Below are 19,095 nucleotides of genomic sequence, written 5' to 3' on the forward strand. Positions count from 1 at the left end.
ACAACCATCAAGCAAACGGAATTTGACACTCTTCCCGCCACAGGCCTATAGATGCGCCATGCAGATTTTCGAAGGCATCATATCAGACCGCGGCTCCAAATATGCGGTATCAGGCGCACCGTGCAAAAACGCTGATGAAGCAAAAGCTTTTATCAAACAGCTTTGCCGTAAAAAGAAGTTTGCCAAGGCAACCCATAACACTTGGGGCCTCTTGTCCTCCGGTGAAGGCGCTATCAAGAATGATGACGGTGAAAGCGGTGCGGGCATGATTATTGTGCGTATGCTGGAGCGGGAAGAACTGAAAGATCATATCATTGTAGTAACCCGCTGGTATGGCGGCAAACATTTGGGTGGTGACCGTTTCCGCCATGTGCAGGATGCGGTTCACTATTATATGGCACATGCTTTCAGCTAGACGCTTCCCCAAAAAGCCTGTACCTAGGCGCCATGACTGCTGATTTAGAAATATTCCTCTCGACCGTACCGGGCTTAGAGAATGCGCTCCTTGCTGAAGCTCTGGAAAAAAACTTCACAGATGCTGAAAAGACCAAGGGTGGTGTTACCGTACGTGGCAATTGGCCTGAAGTATGGCGCGCGAACCTGATGATGCGCGGTGCCAGCAAGGTTCTTGTGCGGCTTGGATCTTTCAAAGTTCAGCATCTGGCAAAGCTTGATAAGCAGGCACGCAAATTCCCGTGGGGGGATACATTACGCCCCGATGTGCCTGTACGTGTTGAAGTAAGCACGAAGAAATCCCGTATCTACCACTCTAAAGCTGCTGCAGAGCGGTTGGAGACGGCCATCCGCGAAGAGCTGGGCGCTGAAATTTCAGCTGACGCCGACCTGTGTATCAAAATACGTATTGTAAACGATATCTGTACGATCAGCCTTGATACATCTGGTGAAGGCCTTCACAAGCGCGGCCACAAGGAAGCCGTGAACAAAGCACCTATGCGCGAAAATCTAGCAGCTCTTCTTTTAAGAGAATGCGGCTATGAAGGAACAGAACCTGTTGTTGACCCAATGTGTGGTTCGGGCACATTCGTGATTGAAGCTGCTGAAATTGCAGCAAGCCTTACGCCCGGAAGAACAAGAAACTTTGCCTTTGAGAAGCTGGCAAGCTTCAATCAGGAAGCTTGGGAAGCACTGAAAGCACAAAACAAAGCCGAAGAAACAAACATGCAGTTTTACGGGTTTGACCGGGACTCTGGTGCCGTAAAAATGAGCGCCGCAAACGCCAAACGTGCGGGTGTGGAAAGCTTAACCATCTTCACCAAACAAGCCATTAGTGAACTTACCCCACCGGATGGCCCCAAAGGGCTGGTGATTATAAACCCACCTTACGGGGCGCGTATCGGTGATGTTAAAAAACTGCAGCCGCTCTATGAAACGCTTGGGAAAACCCTGAAAGCCGGTTTCAGAGGCTGGCGTATTGGCCTTGTTACCAACAACGATGATCTCGCCAAAGCGTGTGGCCTGCCTTTCAGGAAAAAGAAAACAGCTTTTTCACATGGCGGCATCCCGGTAAAGCTTTATTCCACGCTACGAATCTGATTTTTTTGCCACAATAAACAGCCCTTTATTTTTAGCGGGTTGCCAATCATAGAGAATCTCAAAGCCCGCAGCCCTCATGCTGGCTCTGAGTTCATCTGCCGAAAAGACTTTCACAAACGGCAACAACCGCAGCGCACGACCAACAGGCAGGATATATTTCATCCACGCCATGAAATCGGCAATACATGCTGTGCTGGTTATAAACACACCGCCAGGCTTTAGGGCAGCATGAGCTTTTGCCATCAGTGCCTCTTTATCCGCCACCAGATGCAAAAGACTAAGCGCTAAAACAGCATCCTTGCTTTCAGACGCCACTTGCAGATCATCAGAATCCAGAACACGAAAATCGATGTTATCTACACCTTCGCTTTCCGCCTTCGAACGCGCGATGCTGATCATGTTTTCCGATATATCCACCGCATCAATATGCTTTACAAAGGGCGCATGTAAAACTGCTGTAGACCCTGTACCGCAACCGATTTCCAGAAGTTCAGATTCAGGTGTGAAATACTCCCGGCTGATTTCCAGCTTTTTTTCGTATGCCGCTTCATCAGCAATAGGTGATTTGGAATATTTCGTTGCTATTCTATTCCAGAAAGATGCGGAATGAGCCATCTATTTCCCCTCTCATGGCAAGCGCGCCTTTAAAACATATGGAGAGGAAAAATCCAGCTACAAGCTAAACCTAGGTATAGTTCTCGTTATCTGTACTAATGAATATGTTCAGCACATATACGGTCAGCATCATCACTGGAAAGCGCCACTTTTAAAAGCCCGCAACCATGCTCTGGGAAGTCAGTGTGTTCTACCTGAAAATATTTACAAGTTTTGCAAGCGCCAAAGGCCTTGCCGCCACGTTTCTCAAGGGTATCTAAAAGCAGCTTTTCAAGCCCTGCTTCTAGTTCAGCAGAAACTGTATCTTGTACCTGTACAAACTGCCGTACAGGGTCTTCCTGAAGCAATTCACCCCCTGCCTCCGTAAGGTTGATATGAATATTTCTTTTGTCCGTTGGGTCTGATGATTTTTCAATCAAACCTTTCCGTTCAAGCGCTGCAAGCGTTTGGGAAACAGTCCCCTTTGTCATGCCCAAATAGGCGGTAACTGCAGAAGGGGAGCGTGAAAACCGGTTCGCACGCCCAAGATAACGCAAGGCTTCCCACTGAGTAGGTTTCAAACCGTGGGTGTGAGCATCATTCTGGAGCACACGCCCAATACGTTCCAAAAGGATAGCAATATTATTCATTTCAATCATGCCACCATAGTATCGACTAAAAACTTTTCTTGCAAGCGGAAGATTTCCTGTGTATATCACATTTGTTTCGAGTCGATACCAATGGAGAAGCCCAATGAAATATCTTGCTCTTACAGCCCTGTTTCTATCGCTTGCTGCCGAGCCTTCCTTTGCCCATGACATCGTGAGCAAGAAAGACAAAAGCAAAAAAGCCGCGTTCGACATCACCAAAGCCTCTGCCACCACTGACGGCAGGCTAGCGACCTTTATGATGGAAGTTGCTGGCACCGCTGGTAGTGAAAAACCAAAAGCAACTGGCCAGCTAAATGGTGCAAAGGTGGAAAGCTACGTTTGGCCAACAAGCCTTGACCCGGCAACCGTTGGGTTTGATCCCAAAAGCGGCATCCTAGCACTCGCTATCACCGCCCACCCTGATTTCGATGACACCCCCCTTTATGATGAAAATCAGGATGGTGACCCTGCAAATGACGGTAAAGACTGGCATTCCCACTGGGTAGTTCTCACCCAGGATAGCAAATGCGGCGCAGGCTTAAAGGTGCGTGATGTATCCCCTGGTGTTGATATGCTCCCCGCTACTGCCCCCATGCTTCCAATCGCGCTTGATAGCCCGGGCATGAGCCCAATCCTTACGGGTAGTACTGCAAAAATCACGGTGCCTGTAAAAGGTAGCGAAGGAATTTCTTTTGATGCTGTAACAGCCGAACTGCAAGTGAACACAAGTACTGATACACCGCTCTTATGCGTAACCGGTGTTCATGATGTAGCGTCTGGCGATTTATCACTGCCCGGCATCGTAATGGCCGAAAAGGAATAACACAGTTCCACTCTTCCTCCTCTCTGCTGGCAAGGTGACATTTCTGATAGTGTATAGACAGCTCTTCTGAATAAACCTCCATATTGAAGGCATTTGATAACAGAGCCCACTTAGCTGATATCAGATGCTATTCAGAAGACGTCACCACCGGTGGAGAGGGGGTTCCCTTGTTGGAGAACCTCAATGAGCAATACACAAAACAGTTTCCCGCAAACGCTTGTAACCACAACACCTGAAGAAGGGTTTAATCTGGCTATCAAGCTTGCCCGTCTTGCTGTGCGTGCCACCCAACCTGACAAGAATAAACTTATGGCACTGAGGCCTGAGTATGCAGAAAATGCGGATAGCTTAATTGCCGCAAGCCACGTGGTTGCTATCCATTTTCAAACCATTGCTCAGGCAAACTGTCACTGGAAATATTGATATGAAAACTGCACCAGAACTCGATGTAACGGAATGGCTCAACACCACGGAGCCGCTAAACCTTCAGAAACTAAGAGGTAAGGTGGTGGTGATTGAAGCCTTTCAGATGCTTTGCCCGGGATGTGTTTCCCATAGCTTGCCTCAGGCCATAAAAATTGCACAACTTTTCCCGCAAAAAGATGTTCAGGTTATCGGCCTGCACACAGTATTTGAACATCACGCTGCACAAGGTAGCCGTGAAGCGCTAGAGGCCTTTATTCACGAATATAAAATCCCTTTCCCTGTGGCAATTGACAGACAAACGGATAAACATCTGCCAGCAACCATGGAAACATACCAAATGCAAGGCACACCGACCTTAATTCTTGTTGATAAGGAAGGCCGCCTAAGAAAACAGAAATTCGGTATGACAAACGATATGCAAATTGGTGCTGAAATTATGTCGCTGATCGGTGAAAACTCTGCCCCTGAACCGGAAACAGAGAACAGCCCACCTCAGGCCGGAACATGCACAGATGAAGGTTGTAGCATCTAAATTACCGTAAATTCCAGAGACGGAGAAATTCGTCTCTGAGCTCCGTTTTATCTCTACTCAACGCCTGAGATGGTATAACTGGGATATCAACGAACAGTGAATAGCTTTTACCTTCGCGATCAGGAAAACGGTGAATAACCTGCCCGTTTTTCACACCAATTTCCCTCTTGGCGAAACCACCATCATCAAGCTCCACCAGAACTTGGTCAAACGGTGTATTATGTCCGTGTGATAACTGGTTTCCCGAGAACTCAAACACATCACCTAACTTCTCAGTAAAACCCATTTTTCCTGTTTTCTTGTCTCCTCTGGATAAAACCAAAGCTACAAGAATTCCTATCGCAAAACTTTGTATCTCTGGAAACTCATCAAACACAAGGTAGAAACAGACTGTAATCACTATAACGATAGCGATATATTTGCCAATAAAGAGCAATATCGATTTTAACTCCCTGAGACGGGATGGGTCATACGCAGTTTGTAGCTTTTCTTTCTCGGTCAATGCCTTCCCCCTTATGCTCATTGCGCTAAAGAAGATGTAGGCACTAGCTATTCAAAATACACCATACATTGCCGTGAGATAGCACAGAGGTTGCCGTCTTCATCGAAAATACGGCCATCTTGCTGGCTATAACCATTTGCCGCTGCCTCTAAGGTGTAATCCAGATACATCCACTCTGATGTTACCTCTTCCGGCGGACGAACAAATTCAAGTGACCATGAAAGAGAGCTTACCCTCACAAGTTTCTTGAAATGAGACAGCATGATAGGTGGCGGCATATCTGCAAGCGCTACGATCCGCTCCTCAGGGTATGCACTCATATCTTCTGTATGCTTTACCCACATGCCGCAGCGACGATCTTCCATACCAGAAAGCGGGATACCACCGCCTGTCCAGTGAATATCAAAATGCTTCAGAAAATTCGGGATACTGCCCATATTTTTGGGCATCAGCGGCACGCTTTCACGAGGCTCTGGTTTAAACTCAGATGCCTGCGGCACAAATTTAGCTTCCCGCGGCAGGCCAAAAGCTGCACTTGCATGAAGATGTATACCGGAATCGTCCGCTACATCAGCTGTCATCTGGGTAACAGATTTACCCTCTCTCAGCACACGCGGCACCACATTTGTGGGCGTGATAGGTGTAGGCCCAACAAAATTTACCAAAAGCGAACGCAAGGATTTGGGGTCTGACAGTTGCTTTTTCATGCCTGTAACCGCCATCGAGGCCACAAGGCCACCAAAGGCGGCCCGCCCCTGCTGCCAGCTCGGAGACAGGTGCGTTGACATATCTTCGTTTGTTTCAATGTCTTTCAAAATTTCCGTCAGCATCCGCTCAGACATGCATATTTCCTCATTTAATCGGTACAAACCCATCGTTTATGGGCCAAATATAAAAGCTCTTCTAGTCAATTATCGTCGGCACCACAATGGTTGTTTAATAATGAAACTAGAATTTGAAAACTTCATGTCAACGCCCCCAGAAAAGAAATTCAAAACATCTCGCCATAAGACCTTTTTTCTGCCACAAGGCCTTGTATAGTATCAGAATAACTGGTTTTCGGAGGCATTATGGCAATTTACATGTATGAAGGCGATCTGCCTGATGGGCTTGATTTTGGCGGATCTGTCGCGATTGACAGCGAAACCATGGGCCTTAACCCGCACCGTGACCGCCTTTGTGTTGTGCAGCTTTCAAGTGGCGACGGCAATGCCCACCTGGTACGCTTTAAGCGCGGTGAATATAATGCACCAAACCTGAAAGCTCTGCTTGAAAACCCTGATGTCCTGAAGATTTTCCATTTCGCCCGCTTTGATGTTGCGGTGATGAAAGCGTATCTGGGCGCTGATACTGCACCGCTTTACTGCACGAAAATCGCCTCCAAACTTGTTCGCACATATACGGACCGCCACGGTCTTAAAGACCTTTGCCGTGAACTGGGTGGCATCACCCTTGATAAACAGCAGCAATCAAGTGATTGGGGTGCAGATGAGATTACGGAAGCGCAGCAGGAATATGCCGCTTCTGATGTGCTATACTTACACAAGATTAAAGAGAAACTGGATATGATGCTGGCACGTGAAGAGCGTACACATCTTGCGGAGGCCGCCTTCCAGTTCTTGCCTGTCCGCGCTGATATGGACCTGCGCGGTTATGAATATATGGATATATTCTCCCACTAGGATGATGCAATGGTAAAGCCAACCGCAGATCATTATCATAGCACCGAAGAAGCCCGCGCTGTTGCGCGCGATGCCCTGCGCCCTATGGCGCGTCAGGCAACCAGCCCTCTGTGGGATAAATTTATCCGCACTATGCAGTTAGTACTACCTGTAACTGCTGCCGTCCTAGGTACCGTTACAATACTTTGGCCTTATCTAAATGATAATGAGGTGAGCTTTACCCTTTCCACAGAAGATGTAGCCAAAGGTGATAGCACTATCCGTATGATGAAAATGCGGTATGTGGGCACAGATGCCGTAAATCAATTGTTTGAAGTTGAAGCAGCTTCAGGCCAGCAAGATAGCCCAACAGCACCGCGGATCAGCCTTTCTGATATCAAGGCCAAAATGACCCTGGAGGAAACAGGCCCTGCCACGGTTACAGCCCGAACAGGTATCTACCGCACCAAAGAAAGTACTCTTTCCCTGGTGGGCGGCGTTAATCTGATAACCGGCAACGGCTTTACCCTTAATATGGCTGGCGCTGAAATTGATCTTAAAACCCATATTGCCGTAGGCCAAGGGTCTATTACCGGACAATCAGACCTTGGTACCTTAGAAGCAGCCCGAATGGAAATTTTCGCCGACGAACGCGAAGGTATTTTTGATGGCGGCGTAAAAATGCATATTGTACCAAAGCGTCCCACAAGTAACAAAACCACTGCCGAAAAATAGCCTAAGAAGATTGATAGCAAGGACCCTATTGATGCAAAAACTAATATCGATTTCACTGATACTCTGGGCAGCGCTAACATTCGCGACAGACGCACAGGCGCAATCAGCACTAAAAGACCATGACACGTATCAACCACTTGATGTCACTGCTGAACGGCTTGAGCTTCGCCAAAATCCGAGTCGTGCTGTTTATATCGGTGCGGTAAAGGTTATACAGGGTAACCTGACCATGACAGCTGATACATTATCTATATTTTATGCTGGGAACAAAGATTCAAAAGAAGACCCAACAATTCATCGTTTTGATGCACAAGGAAAAGTATCTTTTGTTTCCCCTACAGAATCACTCTCGGGTAATTGGGCAGTTTATGATGTAAGCGAAAACCTAATAACTTTAGGGGGCGATGTCGTTCTTACACAGAATAATAATGTGCTGCGCGGCGAACGGCTTGAATTTGACCTGGTATCAGGACTTGCAAAACTTGATGGGCAGGTGCGCGGCAAAACAGATGGCCGAGTAAGAGGCCGCTTCAGTATTCCTGATAAAGATAAATAAGCTAAATAGCTGATATATAAAGGGGCATAACCTTCACCTAAAACCCTGTGCCCCTTTTACTCCTTACAGTCTTCACACTATCGCCTCACAAAAAATATCCTCTTTTTTAATGGAACATTGAGCTTGTTCATGATTTATTGATAAAGCTCATGCATAAAATGAGCCAACCGAACTTTGCCGTGGTACAGCAAAGTCGGACCTAAAGGAGTTGGGGTTTATAATGAATGTAAATAGTAACAGCGCGAATGATGGCCACATGGGCCTGCAGGTACGCGGGATTGCCAAATCTTATAATGGCCGCCCGATCCTGCGCGATGTCTCCCTCTCCGTGAATCAGGGAGAGGTGGTTGGCCTCTTGGGGCCAAACGGTGCTGGTAAAACAACATGTTTTTACTCAATCACTGGCCTGATCGCCCCTGATCAAGGCCGTATTGAGCTGGATGGTGATGATATCACACACCTCCCCATGTATCGCCGTGCGCGCCTGGGTATCGGATACCTGCCGCAGGAAACGTCTATTTTCCGAGGCATGACAGTTTCCGAAAATATTGAAGCTGTGCTTGAGGTAGTGGAAACAGACCGCGCGAAGCGCGACGCCATGCTCAATGAGCTACTTGAAGAATTTTCTATCACACACTTAAGGAATACACCGGCGCTGGCCCTTTCCGGTGGTGAGCGCCGCCGCTGTGAGATCGCTCGTGCCCTTGCAGCACGCCCAAATTTCATCTTGCTTGATGAGCCATTTGCAGGGATTGATCCAATCGCCATCGCGGATATTCGTGATCTTACCAAACACCTGAAAGACAGGGATATTGGTGTATTAATCACAGACCACAATGTGCGTGAAACCCTCGACATTATTGACCGTGCCAGCATTATTTATGATGGCCATGTGCTCTTTGAAGGCACACCAGATGAAGTACTGGTGAATGAAGATGTACGCCGTGTGTATCTTGGCGACAGCTTCAGCTTGTAAGGAGTATCTGCGCAGATGGCCTTAACCCCAAGATTAGATTTAAGACAAAGCCAGCAACTGGTAATGACGCCGCAATTGCAGCAGGCGATCAAACTGTTGCAGCTGTCTAACTTGGAGTTAACAGATTATGTCACTACAGAGGTTGAGCGTAATCCACTTCTCGAAATGGGTGAAGCCACACCGGAAGGAGCTGACAATCAGTCTGGTGGTGAACAAGGCGGTACAGCAACTGGTGATGACCTGAGAGAGAGTGGTGGTGGTGACACACCTGTTGACGAAGGGTTAATCGCCGCTGATACCAGCATGAACACAGCGCTCGACACCAGCAGCACATCAGATAGTGCGCTTGATACCAATATGGAAACCAACATCTATAACAATGATGCGGTTTCTGACCGGGTTTCCAGCACACCTGAGGGCGGTGCCGGCAGCTTAAGCTATGATGGCGGTGGTGCTGTTAAAGGCGGCGGCGGCATGATGGACGAGCGCAGCCTTGATCAAACCCTCGAAGGTGAAGAAAATCTCCATGATTTTCTGATGCGCCAAATGGCTGTTCTATACTCAGAACCTGCAGACCGCTTAATTGCCACCCATCTGGTAGACCTTGTGGACGAAGCTGGTTATGTGGATCAAGAAGCGGTTCTTGATGTGGGGGAACGCCTGGGCGTTGAAGATGACGACGTCCTTAAAGTGCTTGGTGGCCTTCAAACCCTAGAACCATCTGGAGTGTTTGCGCGAGGGCTAGCAGAATGTCTCGCTATCCAGCTTAAAGAATTAGACCGATACGATCCTGCCATGCAGGCGCTCGTTGAAAACCTTGATCTGCTTGCCAAAAGGGATATGGCGGCTATTAAACGCCTGTGCGGTGTTGATCAGGATGATATCGCAGATATGATCCGGGAAATCCGTGCACTAAACCCGAAACCCGGCCTCGCTTACGGCGGCGTTAACGTACAACCTGTTGTACCAGATATTTTCATCCGCAAAAGCCGTGCTGGCACATGGGTGGTGGAACTGAACAGTGACACACTCCCAAAAGTTCTGGTGAACTCACAGTATGTTAGTGAGCTTAAAGAAGTGGGCGGCAACAAAGAAGCAAAGGCTTTTGTTTCAGATTGCCTTGCAGACGCTAACTGGCTTGTGAAAGCGCTTGATCAACGTGCTCGTACAATTCTTAAGGTGGCAACTGCGCTTGTTAAAAAGCAGGAAATGTTCTTTGAATTAGGTGTGCGGTTCCTGAAACCGCTTACCCTTAAAGATATCGCAGAAGAAATTGATATGCACGAATCAACCGTATCTCGTGTCACCAATAACAAGTTCATGTCCTGCCCTCGCGGCATGTTTGAATTGAAGTATTTCTTCACCTCTTCTATTTCCTCCGCAGATGGCGGGGATGCCCATTCAGCGGAATCAGTGAAGTTCCGCCTGAAGGAAATCATTGATGCGGAAGACCCCAAGAAAATTCTGTCTGACGATAAGCTGGTAGCGCTTATGAAAGCAGAAGGCGTGGATATCGCCCGCCGAACGGTTGCCAAATACCGTGAAGCCATGAAGATCCCGTCTTCAGTTCAGCGCCGCCGCCTGAAGAACATGGCATCTTAGGCTTCCCTGAGTCGTTTCAATTTTTGTAATTTTCCACAATTTTTTCTCGAATAAAAAAACGTTTAATTACAAAATTTTGACATAAATCAACGTTTGTTAACCATACTATAACCATATTCTGTGGTAGGCTGTTTTTGTAGCCGCAATGGCTACAGCCTCAGCGCCTAACGCCCCTTCTGGGATAAGGCGTATCCATAGGCGCTGTATAACAGGGTCGCAATGGCCCTGCTAGCTAGATGGCAATCCCGAATTGCCCAAAAACGCTAAGAAAGGAAGTATTGCTCTTATGGAAATTAATGTAACCGGACGGAAAATGAATGTTGGTGAATCTCTAACAGAACACGTTGAATCCCGCCTGGAAAGTATTGCTGACAAATATTTCAGCAGAACCATAGATGCAACAATCACTTTTATAAAAGAAGGACACCTCTGTCGCGCAGACATATCGTTTCATGCCAACCAAGGGATCAATTTTCAAAGCCGCGGGGAGGCGGAAGATCCATATGTTGCTTTCGAAGAAGCAGCAGAAAAAGTAGAAAAACAGTTGCGCAGATACAAACGACGCCTTAAGAACCACCACAAACAAGCTAGGCACGATGCCGCCATGGAACTGGCACATGATTTGGTAATCGCGCCTGAAACGGACGAAGGTGATAGCGCACAAGCAAGCGCTGAAACTGATCAGCCGATCATTATTGCTGAAAATCGGAGAGAAATTCCGAACGTGAGCGTAGGAGACGCAGCAATGTTAATGGATCTGGCAGACGCAAACGCATTTATGTTCAGAAACACCAAAAGCGACACACTTGAGGTCGTTTATCGCCGTGGTGATGGAAATATTGGGTGGATTAGCCCAAGCGGTTCATAAGAACCGTTAAACAGTCAGATAGGAGCGTCCGAGCCTTGTGATAAATCAGGGCTCGGCATTAAAAGGCATGGAACTCAGTGATCTGCTTCAGGCAGACAGCATTCTTGCTGACTTTAAGGCCTCAAGTAAGAAACAGGCTATTCAGTCTTTATCTCGTATGATCGCAGAACAAGCAGGCGTGGACCCTCGCGAGGTGTTCGAACGTACGCTTGAACGAGAAAAACTTGGCAGCACAGGCGTTGGCCGTGGTGTTGCTATTCCGCACGCACGTGTAGACGGCGTGGACGGCATCAAAGGCTTTTTCGCGCGTCTAAGCGCCCCCATTGAATTTGATAGCGTTGATGACCGCCCGGTTGACCTGATGTTTATGTTGCTCGCGCCAGAAGAAGCTGGGGCAGACCACCTTAAGGCGCTCGCTAAGGTTTCCCGTACACTCCGCGATGAAAAAACGTGTGAAAAACTGCGTGCAACAGACGACCCAAGCGCTCTTCTTGCCATGCTTGCAGGCCCACAGGTTTCTGTGGCTTAATATTCCACTTTTCTGAAATATAGACCATCTGGCGGCGCGTTATGACCAATAGCATTACGGTCCTTGGCATCAAGCGCCGCTTTTACATCAGCACGGTTCCATTTACCGCGCCCAACAAGCGCAAGTGTACCCGTGATTGACCGTATCTGGTGATGAAGGAAAGAACGCGCACCTGCAGTTAGATGCACTTCATCACCAACACGCTCTACACCAATATAATCAACTGTTTTAACAGGGCTTTTTGCCTGACAGTGTACATGGCGGAACGTTGTGAAGTCGTGCAGGCCAACAAGTTCCTGAGCAGCATCATGCATGGCTTCCGCATCAAGTGGTGTTTTTACGTGCCACATTAACCCCTTCTGGTGGGTAAGCGGTGCTCTGCGATTTTTGATTTTATAGATATAGTGCCGCTTAAGCGCAGAAAAGCGCGCGTCGAACTCATCATCCACAGCTTCCACTTCAAGCACAGAAACCGGATGTGGTTTCAGGTGATAGTTAAACGCACCCTGCACCTGATCAGCCGTCATATCGCGCGTGATATCAACGTGTGCTACTTGCCCAAGACCGTGTACGCCAGCGTCCGTTCGGCCGGAGCCTGACACAAGAATACGTTCGTCGCCCGGCAAGAATTTGAAAGCTGCATCCTCTAGCACTTGCTGCACAGACATAACATCCGCCTGCCGCTGCCATCCCGCAAAAGGCCTGCCATCATATTCGATTGTAAGCTTGAAGCGCTGCATTAGGTGGCTCCCAAACAAACACCAGCCGCAACCGGGTTGCCGCGAAGGAATGCTTCTGCGTCAGCAGCCCCCTTGCCCGCTTTCTGTACCTTTGTGAGGCGGTAAGCCCCCTCACCACAGCCAATAAGAAGTGTGTCATCCAGCGTTGTACCAGCATCACCTGAAACGTCCGCCACCTCGCCGGCCAACACTTTCACCCGCATACCATTCAGCTCAAAGAATGCACCGGGGAATGGAAACAATCCACGTACCTTACGGTCGATCTCAGTGGCAGAGGCGGTCCAATCAATGCGCGCTTCCGCTTTATCAATTTTATGGGCATAGGTTACGCCCTCTTCTGGCTGTACCTCAATGATTGCCGTACCATCAGCAAGTGAAACAACTGCCTCATTAATAAGGCCTGCCCCCATATCCGCCAACACATCATGAAGGCTTGCCGTGGTATCGCCAGCTCCAATAGCTACCTCATCACGAAGTATTACCGGGCCCGTATCAAGCCCCGCTTCCATCTGCATGATACAAACACCTGTTTTATCATCACCCGCCATAATCGCCCGGTGGATAGGTGCCGCACCGCGCCACCGCGGCAACAAGGATGCATGAACGTTTACACAGCCATGCCTTGGCGCATCAAGCACCGCCTGCGGTAGAATTTGGCCATAGGCCACAACAACAGCTACATCAACGTTGAGCGCAGAAAATTCAGCAATTGCCTCTTCTTTTTTCATAGAAAGCGGCGTACGCACTTCAACGCCCAGTTCTTCTGCAACAGTATGTACAGGGCTTTTACGCTCTTTCTTACCCCGACCAGCTGGTCTCGGCGGTTGGGAATAAACCGCCGCGATTTCGTGACCAGCACCATAAAGTGCTTTCAGTGTTGGCACCGCAAAATCCGGTGTGCCCATAAATACAATCCGCATAGCCGTGCCTTATCTGAAAGAATTAGAGAATAGTTGCGTCTTTAGTCGCTTTACGTACTTTTTTAATAATCATGTTGCGCTTCAGCTTAGAAAGATAATCAATAAAAACCACGCCATTCAGATGATCAATTTCATGCTGTACACACGTAGCCATCAGGCCTGTCATAAGCTCTTCCTGCTCGTTGCCATCATAATCAAGGTATTTCACCTTAACCTCAGCAGGGCGTTCAACTTCTGCATAATGCTCAGGAACAGAAAGACAGCCTTCATTATAGAGATTAAATTCTGGTGATTCCCAAGTAACTTCCGGGTTTACAAGGAAGGTTGGCTGCGGGTTATCTGCATCCCCTTCAGTATCAAGTACGATTACGCGCTTTGGCACAGCTACCTGAATAGCAGCAAGACCAATGCCCGGCGCGGCATACATGGTTTCCAGCATATCATCCATCAAACGGCGCACTTCATCATCAACCCGTTCCATCGGGTCTGACATCTTCTTTAGAAGTGGGTCTGGTACGTTAACAATATCAAGCTTCGCCATGTTACATCCGTTTCAGCATATATAAACTTGATGATTACCTATGGACCGCAGGCCTGAACGTCAAGGATTTTGGCGCTAAAACTCAGAAATTGGGGCATCAAGTTCGTAGAGAGATTTCATATCTTCAATCTCAAGCACCCAGATATCAGGATCAAAACTCCGTTTTTTAGCAACCACTTCAGCAGCACACATATCATTTTCACGCTCAAATTCTTCCGAGAAAACACCAATTTGCCGCCAGATTTTGTTGCCATCAAAATCCATGGATTGTTCAAAAAGCTGCACACCCGCCGCAAAACGGTTCAACTTCAAAATCACGCCTCCGCGCTCTGCATCACCTTTATGAAGAACAAAGGCAGGCATATCAGCTGCAAAGCAGGTACGTACCTGGGCGTCCACCCAGAGGCTGGTTTTAATACGGTTTTCCATAAAAAGGGGTATGGCCTTTACGGTGCTTCTTCGTCAAGCCCCAGAACATGGGCACGGTCTGCAAAAGCTTCCTGAATTTTTGCTGTAGAACAACGGAAAGAAAGCCCCATAGCATTATCCCTGTTCCAACTGACGGTGGCAGGGAATTCACCGCGACCAGAGATATAAAGAGTAAGATCAGTGCCTGTTTGAATTGGAAGGTCAATCCGCACACGTGCGCCGCCTAGAGACAGGTTCCACACCTGACAGGTAATTTCATGGCTATTCAGTCGTACCTTAGCGGGCCACAGCACCGACCGGCGTTGATAGTTGCGGTTGTCTTCGCCACTACCCTCATGGGTAACGTCCTCAATATCAGTCTTGTTCATACCAGGCTGCCAATTCATTCTCTTCACCCGTGTTATACTACACGAATCTAAAATAATTCTCACCAGACAATTCAAATTGTATTTATCCGTCACCCTTGCAAGGTGCTTGTTAAACAGCCGGCAATTGCATAAAATTACGGAAACAGCAAAATAGGCGACCTTATGGCACCTGAGACAGCGAATATCCTTATTGTAGAAGACAGCCCAACACTGGCCCTCACCTACCGGGAATATATGCGGCCACTGGGAACAGGCATTCATCTCGCGGAAACCGGGAAAGAAGCCCTCACGCTTATTGAAGAAACAAATCCAAATATAATACTTCTTGACCTTAAACTTCCAGATATGGACGGTATTGATATCTTGAAGGAAGTAAAAGCACGGGGACTGGCTGCCAGAATTATCGTGATCACAGCCCACGGCTCTGTCACAACAGCTGTTGAAGCCATGCAGGAAGGCGCAGATGATTTCCTTTTAAAACCTTTCACTGCGGAGCGGATCACAACAACCGTCAAAAATGCGCTTGAAATGCACCGATTATCAGGCCTTGTGGAACAGTTTGAAGGCCGGAAAGCCAAAAAGTTTGATAAGTTTATCGGTGAAAGCCCAGCCATGCAGGCTGTTTACCGTATGATTGAAGATAGCGCCCCTTCAAAAGCCAGTGTCTTCATCAACGGCCCTTCGGGAACGGGTAAAGAATTGTGTGCTGAAGCGATCCACCAATTAAGCCCAAGGCACAGCAAACATTTCGTGGCGTTAAACTGTGCCGCGATCCCTGAAAATCTGATTGAAAGCGAGATTTTCGGCCACCTTCGCGGTGCTTTCACGGGCGCTACAGCTGACAGGGAAGGCGCGGCCGTACGGGCTGACGGGGGCACTCTGTTTCTTGATGAAATCTGTGAAATGCCACTCGACCTACAGTCTAAGTTGCTTCGCTTCATCCAAACAGGGCAAGTTGTCCCTGTAGGGAGCAACACACCTATAACTGTCAATGTTCGTTTCGTATGTGCAACAAACAGAAACCCCTGGGATGAAGTGGAAGCTGGACGCTTCAGGGAAGACCTGTTTTACAGGCTTCACGTAGTTCCTATTCATGTCCCTCCACTGAAAGACCGGGGCGAAGACAGCATCGCTATTGCCGAACATCTGTTGAAAACATTCGCAGCAGAAGAACAAAAGCAATTTGAAGGCATTGATACCACTGCCAAAGACATAATCCTCTCTCATGCATGGCCGGGTAATGTACGCGAACTGGGCAATGTTATCCAAAGTGCCGTGGTTTTAAATGACGGAAAAGCCCTTACAGGCGATATGCTTAGCAAGCTAATGGGTCCAGCGCGCCAACAAAAAGCCTCCCCAGCAGGAGAAACCATTCTCCCTGGCGGCAGAAGACAGATTGTAGAAACTCAGCCCGAGCAAGAGGTAGCTTCCACAACATCATCACAAAACTGGATTAATGGTACTATTGAGCCGTTAGCTGTTACTGAGCGGAAGATTATAGAGCGCGCCATTGAACTTTGCAGCGGCAAAGTAAGACAGGCAGCCCATAAACTAGAAGTAAATCCATCCACCCTCTACCGCAAATTGAAAGAGTGGGATACATCTGAAAACTGATGCCTCTTAACTAAAAAAGGCCTTACAAAAGCAAGGCCTTTTTTGAATCTATAATTAGCTTAGTAACTATTTTTTGCTTTTCTTCATTACCTCAAGGGCATGCGCATTACTTGCCGCCAAACCAGCCATATTCACCAAATCAGATGATGAAGATGTCATACGGGCCACCTGAATTGAATGGTTCATGCCAAGTAACAGTGGGCCAATAACCTTAGCATCACCAAGTTCAGAAAGCAGCTTGTAGGCAATGTTCGCAGAGTGAAGCGCTGGCATAATCAAGATATTCGCAGGGCCTGACATGCGCATAAATGGATAAAGCTCTTTCAGATCTTTATTCAGCGCCACATCAGCCTGCATCTCACCGTCATATTCAAAATCAACATCGCGATCATCAAGAATACGTACAGCTTCCTGAAGATGGCTTGTTTTATCAGATGGCGGATTACCGAAGTTAGAGAAAGACAGGAACGCAACTCGTGGGTCATGTCCCATACGGCGTGCAAACCCAGCAGCGCTTTCAGCAATATCAGCGAGATCTTCCGCGCTTGGATTTTCATTCACTGTTGTATCAGCCATAAATACAGTACGGCCTTTGGCTACCACAATGGAAAGACCAAATGGACGCTGCCCTGGAAGCGGATCAACAACACGTTTAATGTTTTTAAGCGCACGCCAATAATGGCGGGTTACACCCGTAAGAACCGCATCCGCATCCCCTGTTGCCACCATACAGGCAGAGAATACGTTCCGGTCCCGCTTGATCATACGCTGGATATCACGAAGCAGGTAACCACGGCGGTTCAAACGCTCATACATATAATCAACGTAGGCCTGCGTGCGGTCTGTATTGCTTGCGTTCTTAATCTCAAAGGCTTTATCGTCCACACCCATCTCACGGAGTTTTTCACGGATTGGTGCTTCATAACCCACAAGAACAGGAATACCGTATCCTGCAGCTTTAAAACCAACGGCTGCGCGCAGAACTTTTTCTTCTTCTGCTTCCGCAAACACCACACGGCGTGGTTCGCGGCGCTTGAGATCTTCAAACATACCGGAAAGCGTGCCAGCTGTCGGATCAAGGCGTGCAGACAGTTCAACTTCATACGCGGCCATATCTTCAATCGGCTTACGAGCAACGCCTGTATCCATTGCAGCTTGTGCCACCGCCATCGGCAGACGGCAGATGAGACGCGGATCAAACGGTGCCGGGATAATATAGTCTGGGCCGTAATGAGGCTGCTCGCCACCATAAGCTGCTGCTACTTCATCAGGCACATCTTCACGAGCCAATTCAGCGAGAGCTTTTGCACAAGCAATTTTCATTTCTTCATTGATGGTGCGTGCACGTACATCAAGAGCACCACGGAAGATATACGGAAAACCAAGAACGTTGTTTACCTGATTTGGATAATCAGAACGGCCTGTTGCCATAATGGCATCTTTACGCACTTCAGCTACTGCTTCCGGTGTAATCTCAGGGTCAGGGTTTGCCATCGCGAAAATAATTGGCTTATCAGCCATGGATTTCACCATATCCTGCGTAATCGCACCCGGGCCAGCGAGACCAAGAACAGCATCAGCGCCCGCGATCGCTTCTTCAAGCGTGCGGTCATCTGTTTCAATAGCGTGGGCTGATTTCCACTGGTTCATACCTTCTTCACGGCCTGAATAAATCACGCCTGTGCGGTCAACCATGGTTACATTTTCATGCGGAAGGCCCATTGCCTTGATCAGCTCAATACAGGCAATACAAGCTGCACCAGCACCAATCGCCACAACCTTAGTATCTTTGATATCGCGACCAGTGATATCAAGCGCATTCAGGAAACCCGCCGCTGTGATAATCGCAGTACCATGCTGATCATCATGGAATACAGGGATATCCATTGCTTCGCGAAGACGCTGCTCAATAATGAAACACGCAGGCGCACCAATATCTTCAAGGTTAATACCGCCGAAGCTAGGGCCAAGCAGTTTCACACAGTTTACAAATTCATCTATGTCTTCACTGTCGACCTCAAGGTCAATCGAATCCACATCAGCGAAACGCTTGAAAAGTACAGACTTTCCTTCCATCACCGGCTTGGATGCCTGCGCACCAAGATTGCCAAGACCAAGAATCGCTGTACCGTTTGAAATCACCGCAACAAGGTTACCCTTGGTGGTATAGTCATAGGCTGTATCAGGGTCTTCTGCGATTGCCTCTACAGGGACTGCCACACCTGGGCTATAAGCAAGCGAGAGGTCTCTCTGCGTTGCCATTGGTTTTGACGGTGTAATCTCTAATTTACCGGGGCGACCAGCCGAGTGAAAGCGAAGCGCTTCAGCATCCGTAAACTTGGATGATTTTGTAGGCATTGGGGATCCTTTGTTCTCTTGTAGCCGTTGGGGCCATATTGCTATAAAAGCAAGCTACTTATATGCCGCATACTATGGCATAAAGCCTATGACAATTGAAATTTAACAAGTTTACCG

General features: G+C 48.0%; 23 protein-coding genes. 13 read left to right on the plus strand and 10 right to left on the minus strand.

The genetic code is table 11. From position 1 onward, the window contains the following. Positions 1-58 precede the first annotated feature (58 nt). Both MF542_RS11395 and MF542_RS11400 read left to right on the plus strand, forming a co-directional pair. A complete protein-coding gene (locus MF542_RS11395) occupies positions 59-415 on the plus strand; it encodes a YigZ family protein (protein ID WP_247019371.1) in 357 nt (118 codons plus the stop codon). A 32-nt stretch (positions 416-447) separates the two neighbouring features. After that, positions 448-1,554: a THUMP domain-containing class I SAM-dependent RNA methyltransferase gene (locus tag MF542_RS11400; RefSeq protein ID WP_247019373.1), complete on the plus strand. Its 1,107-nt coding sequence runs from the start codon at positions 448-450 to the stop codon at positions 1,552-1,554. On the opposite strand, the gene MF542_RS11405 is transcribed toward MF542_RS11400, so the two are convergent. Both MF542_RS11405 and MF542_RS11410 read right to left on the minus strand, forming a co-directional pair. Continuing rightward, positions 1,543-2,169, minus strand: coding sequence for a class I SAM-dependent methyltransferase (locus tag MF542_RS11405; RefSeq protein ID WP_247019375.1), 627 nt, complete (start codon positions 2,167-2,169; stop codon positions 1,543-1,545). The genes MF542_RS11400 and MF542_RS11405 overlap by 12 nt on opposite strands. Positions 2,170-2,264: 95 nt before the next feature. Continuing rightward, complete coding sequence (locus MF542_RS11410) at positions 2,265-2,798, minus strand: MarR family winged helix-turn-helix transcriptional regulator (protein WP_247019377.1); 534 nt, start codon at positions 2,796-2,798, stop codon at positions 2,265-2,267. A 103-nt stretch (positions 2,799-2,901) separates the two neighbouring features. Between MF542_RS11410 and MF542_RS11415 the strand changes: the two genes are divergently transcribed. The 3 genes from MF542_RS11415 (at position 2,902) to MF542_RS11425 (ending at position 4,579) form a co-directional block, all read left to right on the plus strand. Beyond that, positions 2,902-3,621, plus strand: coding sequence for a hypothetical protein (locus tag MF542_RS11415; protein ID WP_247019379.1), 720 nt, complete (start codon positions 2,902-2,904; stop codon positions 3,619-3,621). Between the two features lie 183 nt (positions 3,622-3,804). Next, entirely contained in the window at positions 3,805-4,044 is a 240-nt protein-coding gene (locus MF542_RS11420) for a hexameric tyrosine-coordinated heme protein (RefSeq protein WP_247019381.1), read from the plus strand. Position 4,045: 1 nt separating this feature from the next. After that, positions 4,046-4,579, plus strand: a complete 534-nt coding sequence (locus MF542_RS11425; RefSeq protein ID WP_247019384.1) for a redoxin family protein — start codon at positions 4,046-4,048, stop codon at positions 4,577-4,579. A gap of 1 nt (position 4,580) precedes the next feature. Here the strand turns inward: MF542_RS11425 and MF542_RS11430 are convergent, their stop codons facing one another. Both MF542_RS11430 and MF542_RS11435 read right to left on the minus strand, forming a co-directional pair. Beyond that, complete coding sequence (locus MF542_RS11430) at positions 4,581-5,081, minus strand: hypothetical protein (RefSeq protein ID WP_247019386.1); 501 nt, start codon at positions 5,079-5,081, stop codon at positions 4,581-4,583. 47 nt (positions 5,082-5,128) lie between these two features. Continuing rightward, the gene (locus MF542_RS11435) at positions 5,129-5,923 is read right to left on the minus strand and encodes a thioesterase family protein (protein WP_247019388.1); all 795 of its coding nucleotides are present in this window, start codon (positions 5,921-5,923) and stop codon (positions 5,129-5,131) included. Positions 5,924-6,151: 228 nt separating this feature from the next. Between MF542_RS11435 and MF542_RS11440 the strand changes: the two genes are divergently transcribed. The 7 genes from MF542_RS11440 to ptsN all read left to right on the plus strand — a co-directional run bounded on the left by MF542_RS11440 (position 6,152) and on the right by ptsN (position 12,008). Then, on the plus strand, positions 6,152-6,763 hold the full coding sequence (locus MF542_RS11440) for a ribonuclease D (protein ID WP_247019390.1): 612 nt from the start codon (positions 6,152-6,154) through the stop codon (positions 6,761-6,763). 9 nt (positions 6,764-6,772) lie between these two features. Beyond that, positions 6,773-7,477, plus strand: a complete 705-nt coding sequence (gene lptC, locus MF542_RS11445; protein WP_247019393.1) for an LPS export ABC transporter periplasmic protein LptC — start codon at positions 6,773-6,775, stop codon at positions 7,475-7,477. 31 nt (positions 7,478-7,508) lie between these two features. Continuing rightward, complete coding sequence (locus MF542_RS11450) at positions 7,509-8,033, plus strand: LptA/OstA family protein (RefSeq protein ID WP_247019395.1); 525 nt, start codon at positions 7,509-7,511, stop codon at positions 8,031-8,033. 256 nt (positions 8,034-8,289) lie between these two features. Then, positions 8,290-9,009: an LPS export ABC transporter ATP-binding protein gene (lptB, locus tag MF542_RS11455; protein ID WP_281501675.1), complete on the plus strand. Its 720-nt coding sequence runs from the start codon at positions 8,290-8,292 to the stop codon at positions 9,007-9,009. A gap of 15 nt (positions 9,010-9,024) precedes the next feature. After that, positions 9,025-10,611 (plus strand): RNA polymerase factor sigma-54, encoded by a 1,587-nt coding sequence (gene rpoN, locus MF542_RS11460; protein WP_247019406.1) that lies wholly within the window; start codon positions 9,025-9,027, stop codon positions 10,609-10,611. Positions 10,612-10,897: 286 nt separating this feature from the next. Continuing rightward, positions 10,898-11,479 (plus strand): ribosome hibernation-promoting factor, HPF/YfiA family, encoded by a 582-nt coding sequence (gene hpf, locus MF542_RS11465; protein WP_247019413.1) that lies wholly within the window; start codon positions 10,898-10,900, stop codon positions 11,477-11,479. A gap of 37 nt (positions 11,480-11,516) precedes the next feature. Further along, complete coding sequence (gene ptsN, locus MF542_RS11470; protein WP_247019414.1) at positions 11,517-12,008, plus strand: PTS IIA-like nitrogen regulatory protein PtsN; 492 nt, start codon at positions 11,517-11,519, stop codon at positions 12,006-12,008. Here ptsN and truA read toward each other — a convergent pair. From truA to MF542_RS11495, 5 genes are all read right to left on the minus strand, one after another. Beyond that, positions 12,005-12,748, minus strand: a complete 744-nt coding sequence (gene truA / locus MF542_RS11475) for a tRNA pseudouridine(38-40) synthase TruA (RefSeq protein ID WP_247019430.1) — start codon at positions 12,746-12,748, stop codon at positions 12,005-12,007. The two genes, ptsN and truA, sit on opposite strands and share 4 nt — an antisense overlap. Next, the gene (gene fmt / locus MF542_RS11480; protein WP_247019432.1) at positions 12,748-13,668 is read right to left on the minus strand and encodes a methionyl-tRNA formyltransferase; all 921 of its coding nucleotides are present in this window, start codon (positions 13,666-13,668) and stop codon (positions 12,748-12,750) included. Before fmt ends, truA begins: the two co-directional genes overlap by 1 nt. Before the next feature lie 22 nt (positions 13,669-13,690). Further along, positions 13,691-14,209, minus strand: a complete 519-nt coding sequence (gene def / locus MF542_RS11485; RefSeq protein WP_247019440.1) for a peptide deformylase — start codon at positions 14,207-14,209, stop codon at positions 13,691-13,693. 75 nt (positions 14,210-14,284) lie between these two features. Next, entirely contained in the window at positions 14,285-14,638 is a 354-nt protein-coding gene (locus tag MF542_RS11490; protein ID WP_247019442.1) for a DUF1491 family protein, read from the minus strand. Positions 14,639-14,655: 17 nt separating this feature from the next. Next, positions 14,656-15,024 carry a PilZ domain-containing protein gene (locus MF542_RS11495; RefSeq protein ID WP_247019444.1) on the minus strand — a complete coding sequence of 123 codons (369 nt, stop codon included), beginning with the start codon at positions 15,022-15,024 and terminating at the stop codon, positions 14,656-14,658. Positions 15,025-15,168: 144 nt separating this feature from the next. Between MF542_RS11495 and MF542_RS11500 the strand changes: the two genes are divergently transcribed. Then, the gene (locus MF542_RS11500; protein WP_247019446.1) at positions 15,169-16,620 is read left to right on the plus strand and encodes a sigma-54-dependent transcriptional regulator; all 1,452 of its coding nucleotides are present in this window, start codon (positions 15,169-15,171) and stop codon (positions 16,618-16,620) included. Between the two features lie 66 nt (positions 16,621-16,686). Here the strand turns inward: MF542_RS11500 and MF542_RS11505 are convergent, their stop codons facing one another. After that, a complete protein-coding gene (locus MF542_RS11505; protein ID WP_247019448.1) occupies positions 16,687-18,978 on the minus strand; it encodes an NADP-dependent malic enzyme in 2,292 nt (763 codons plus the stop codon). Positions 18,979-19,095: the final 117 nt, after the last annotated feature.

The sequence above is a fragment of the Kordiimonas laminariae genome (assembly GCF_023008165.1).
GTDB lineage: Bacteria > Pseudomonadota > Alphaproteobacteria > Sphingomonadales > Kordiimonadaceae > Kordiimonas > Kordiimonas laminariae.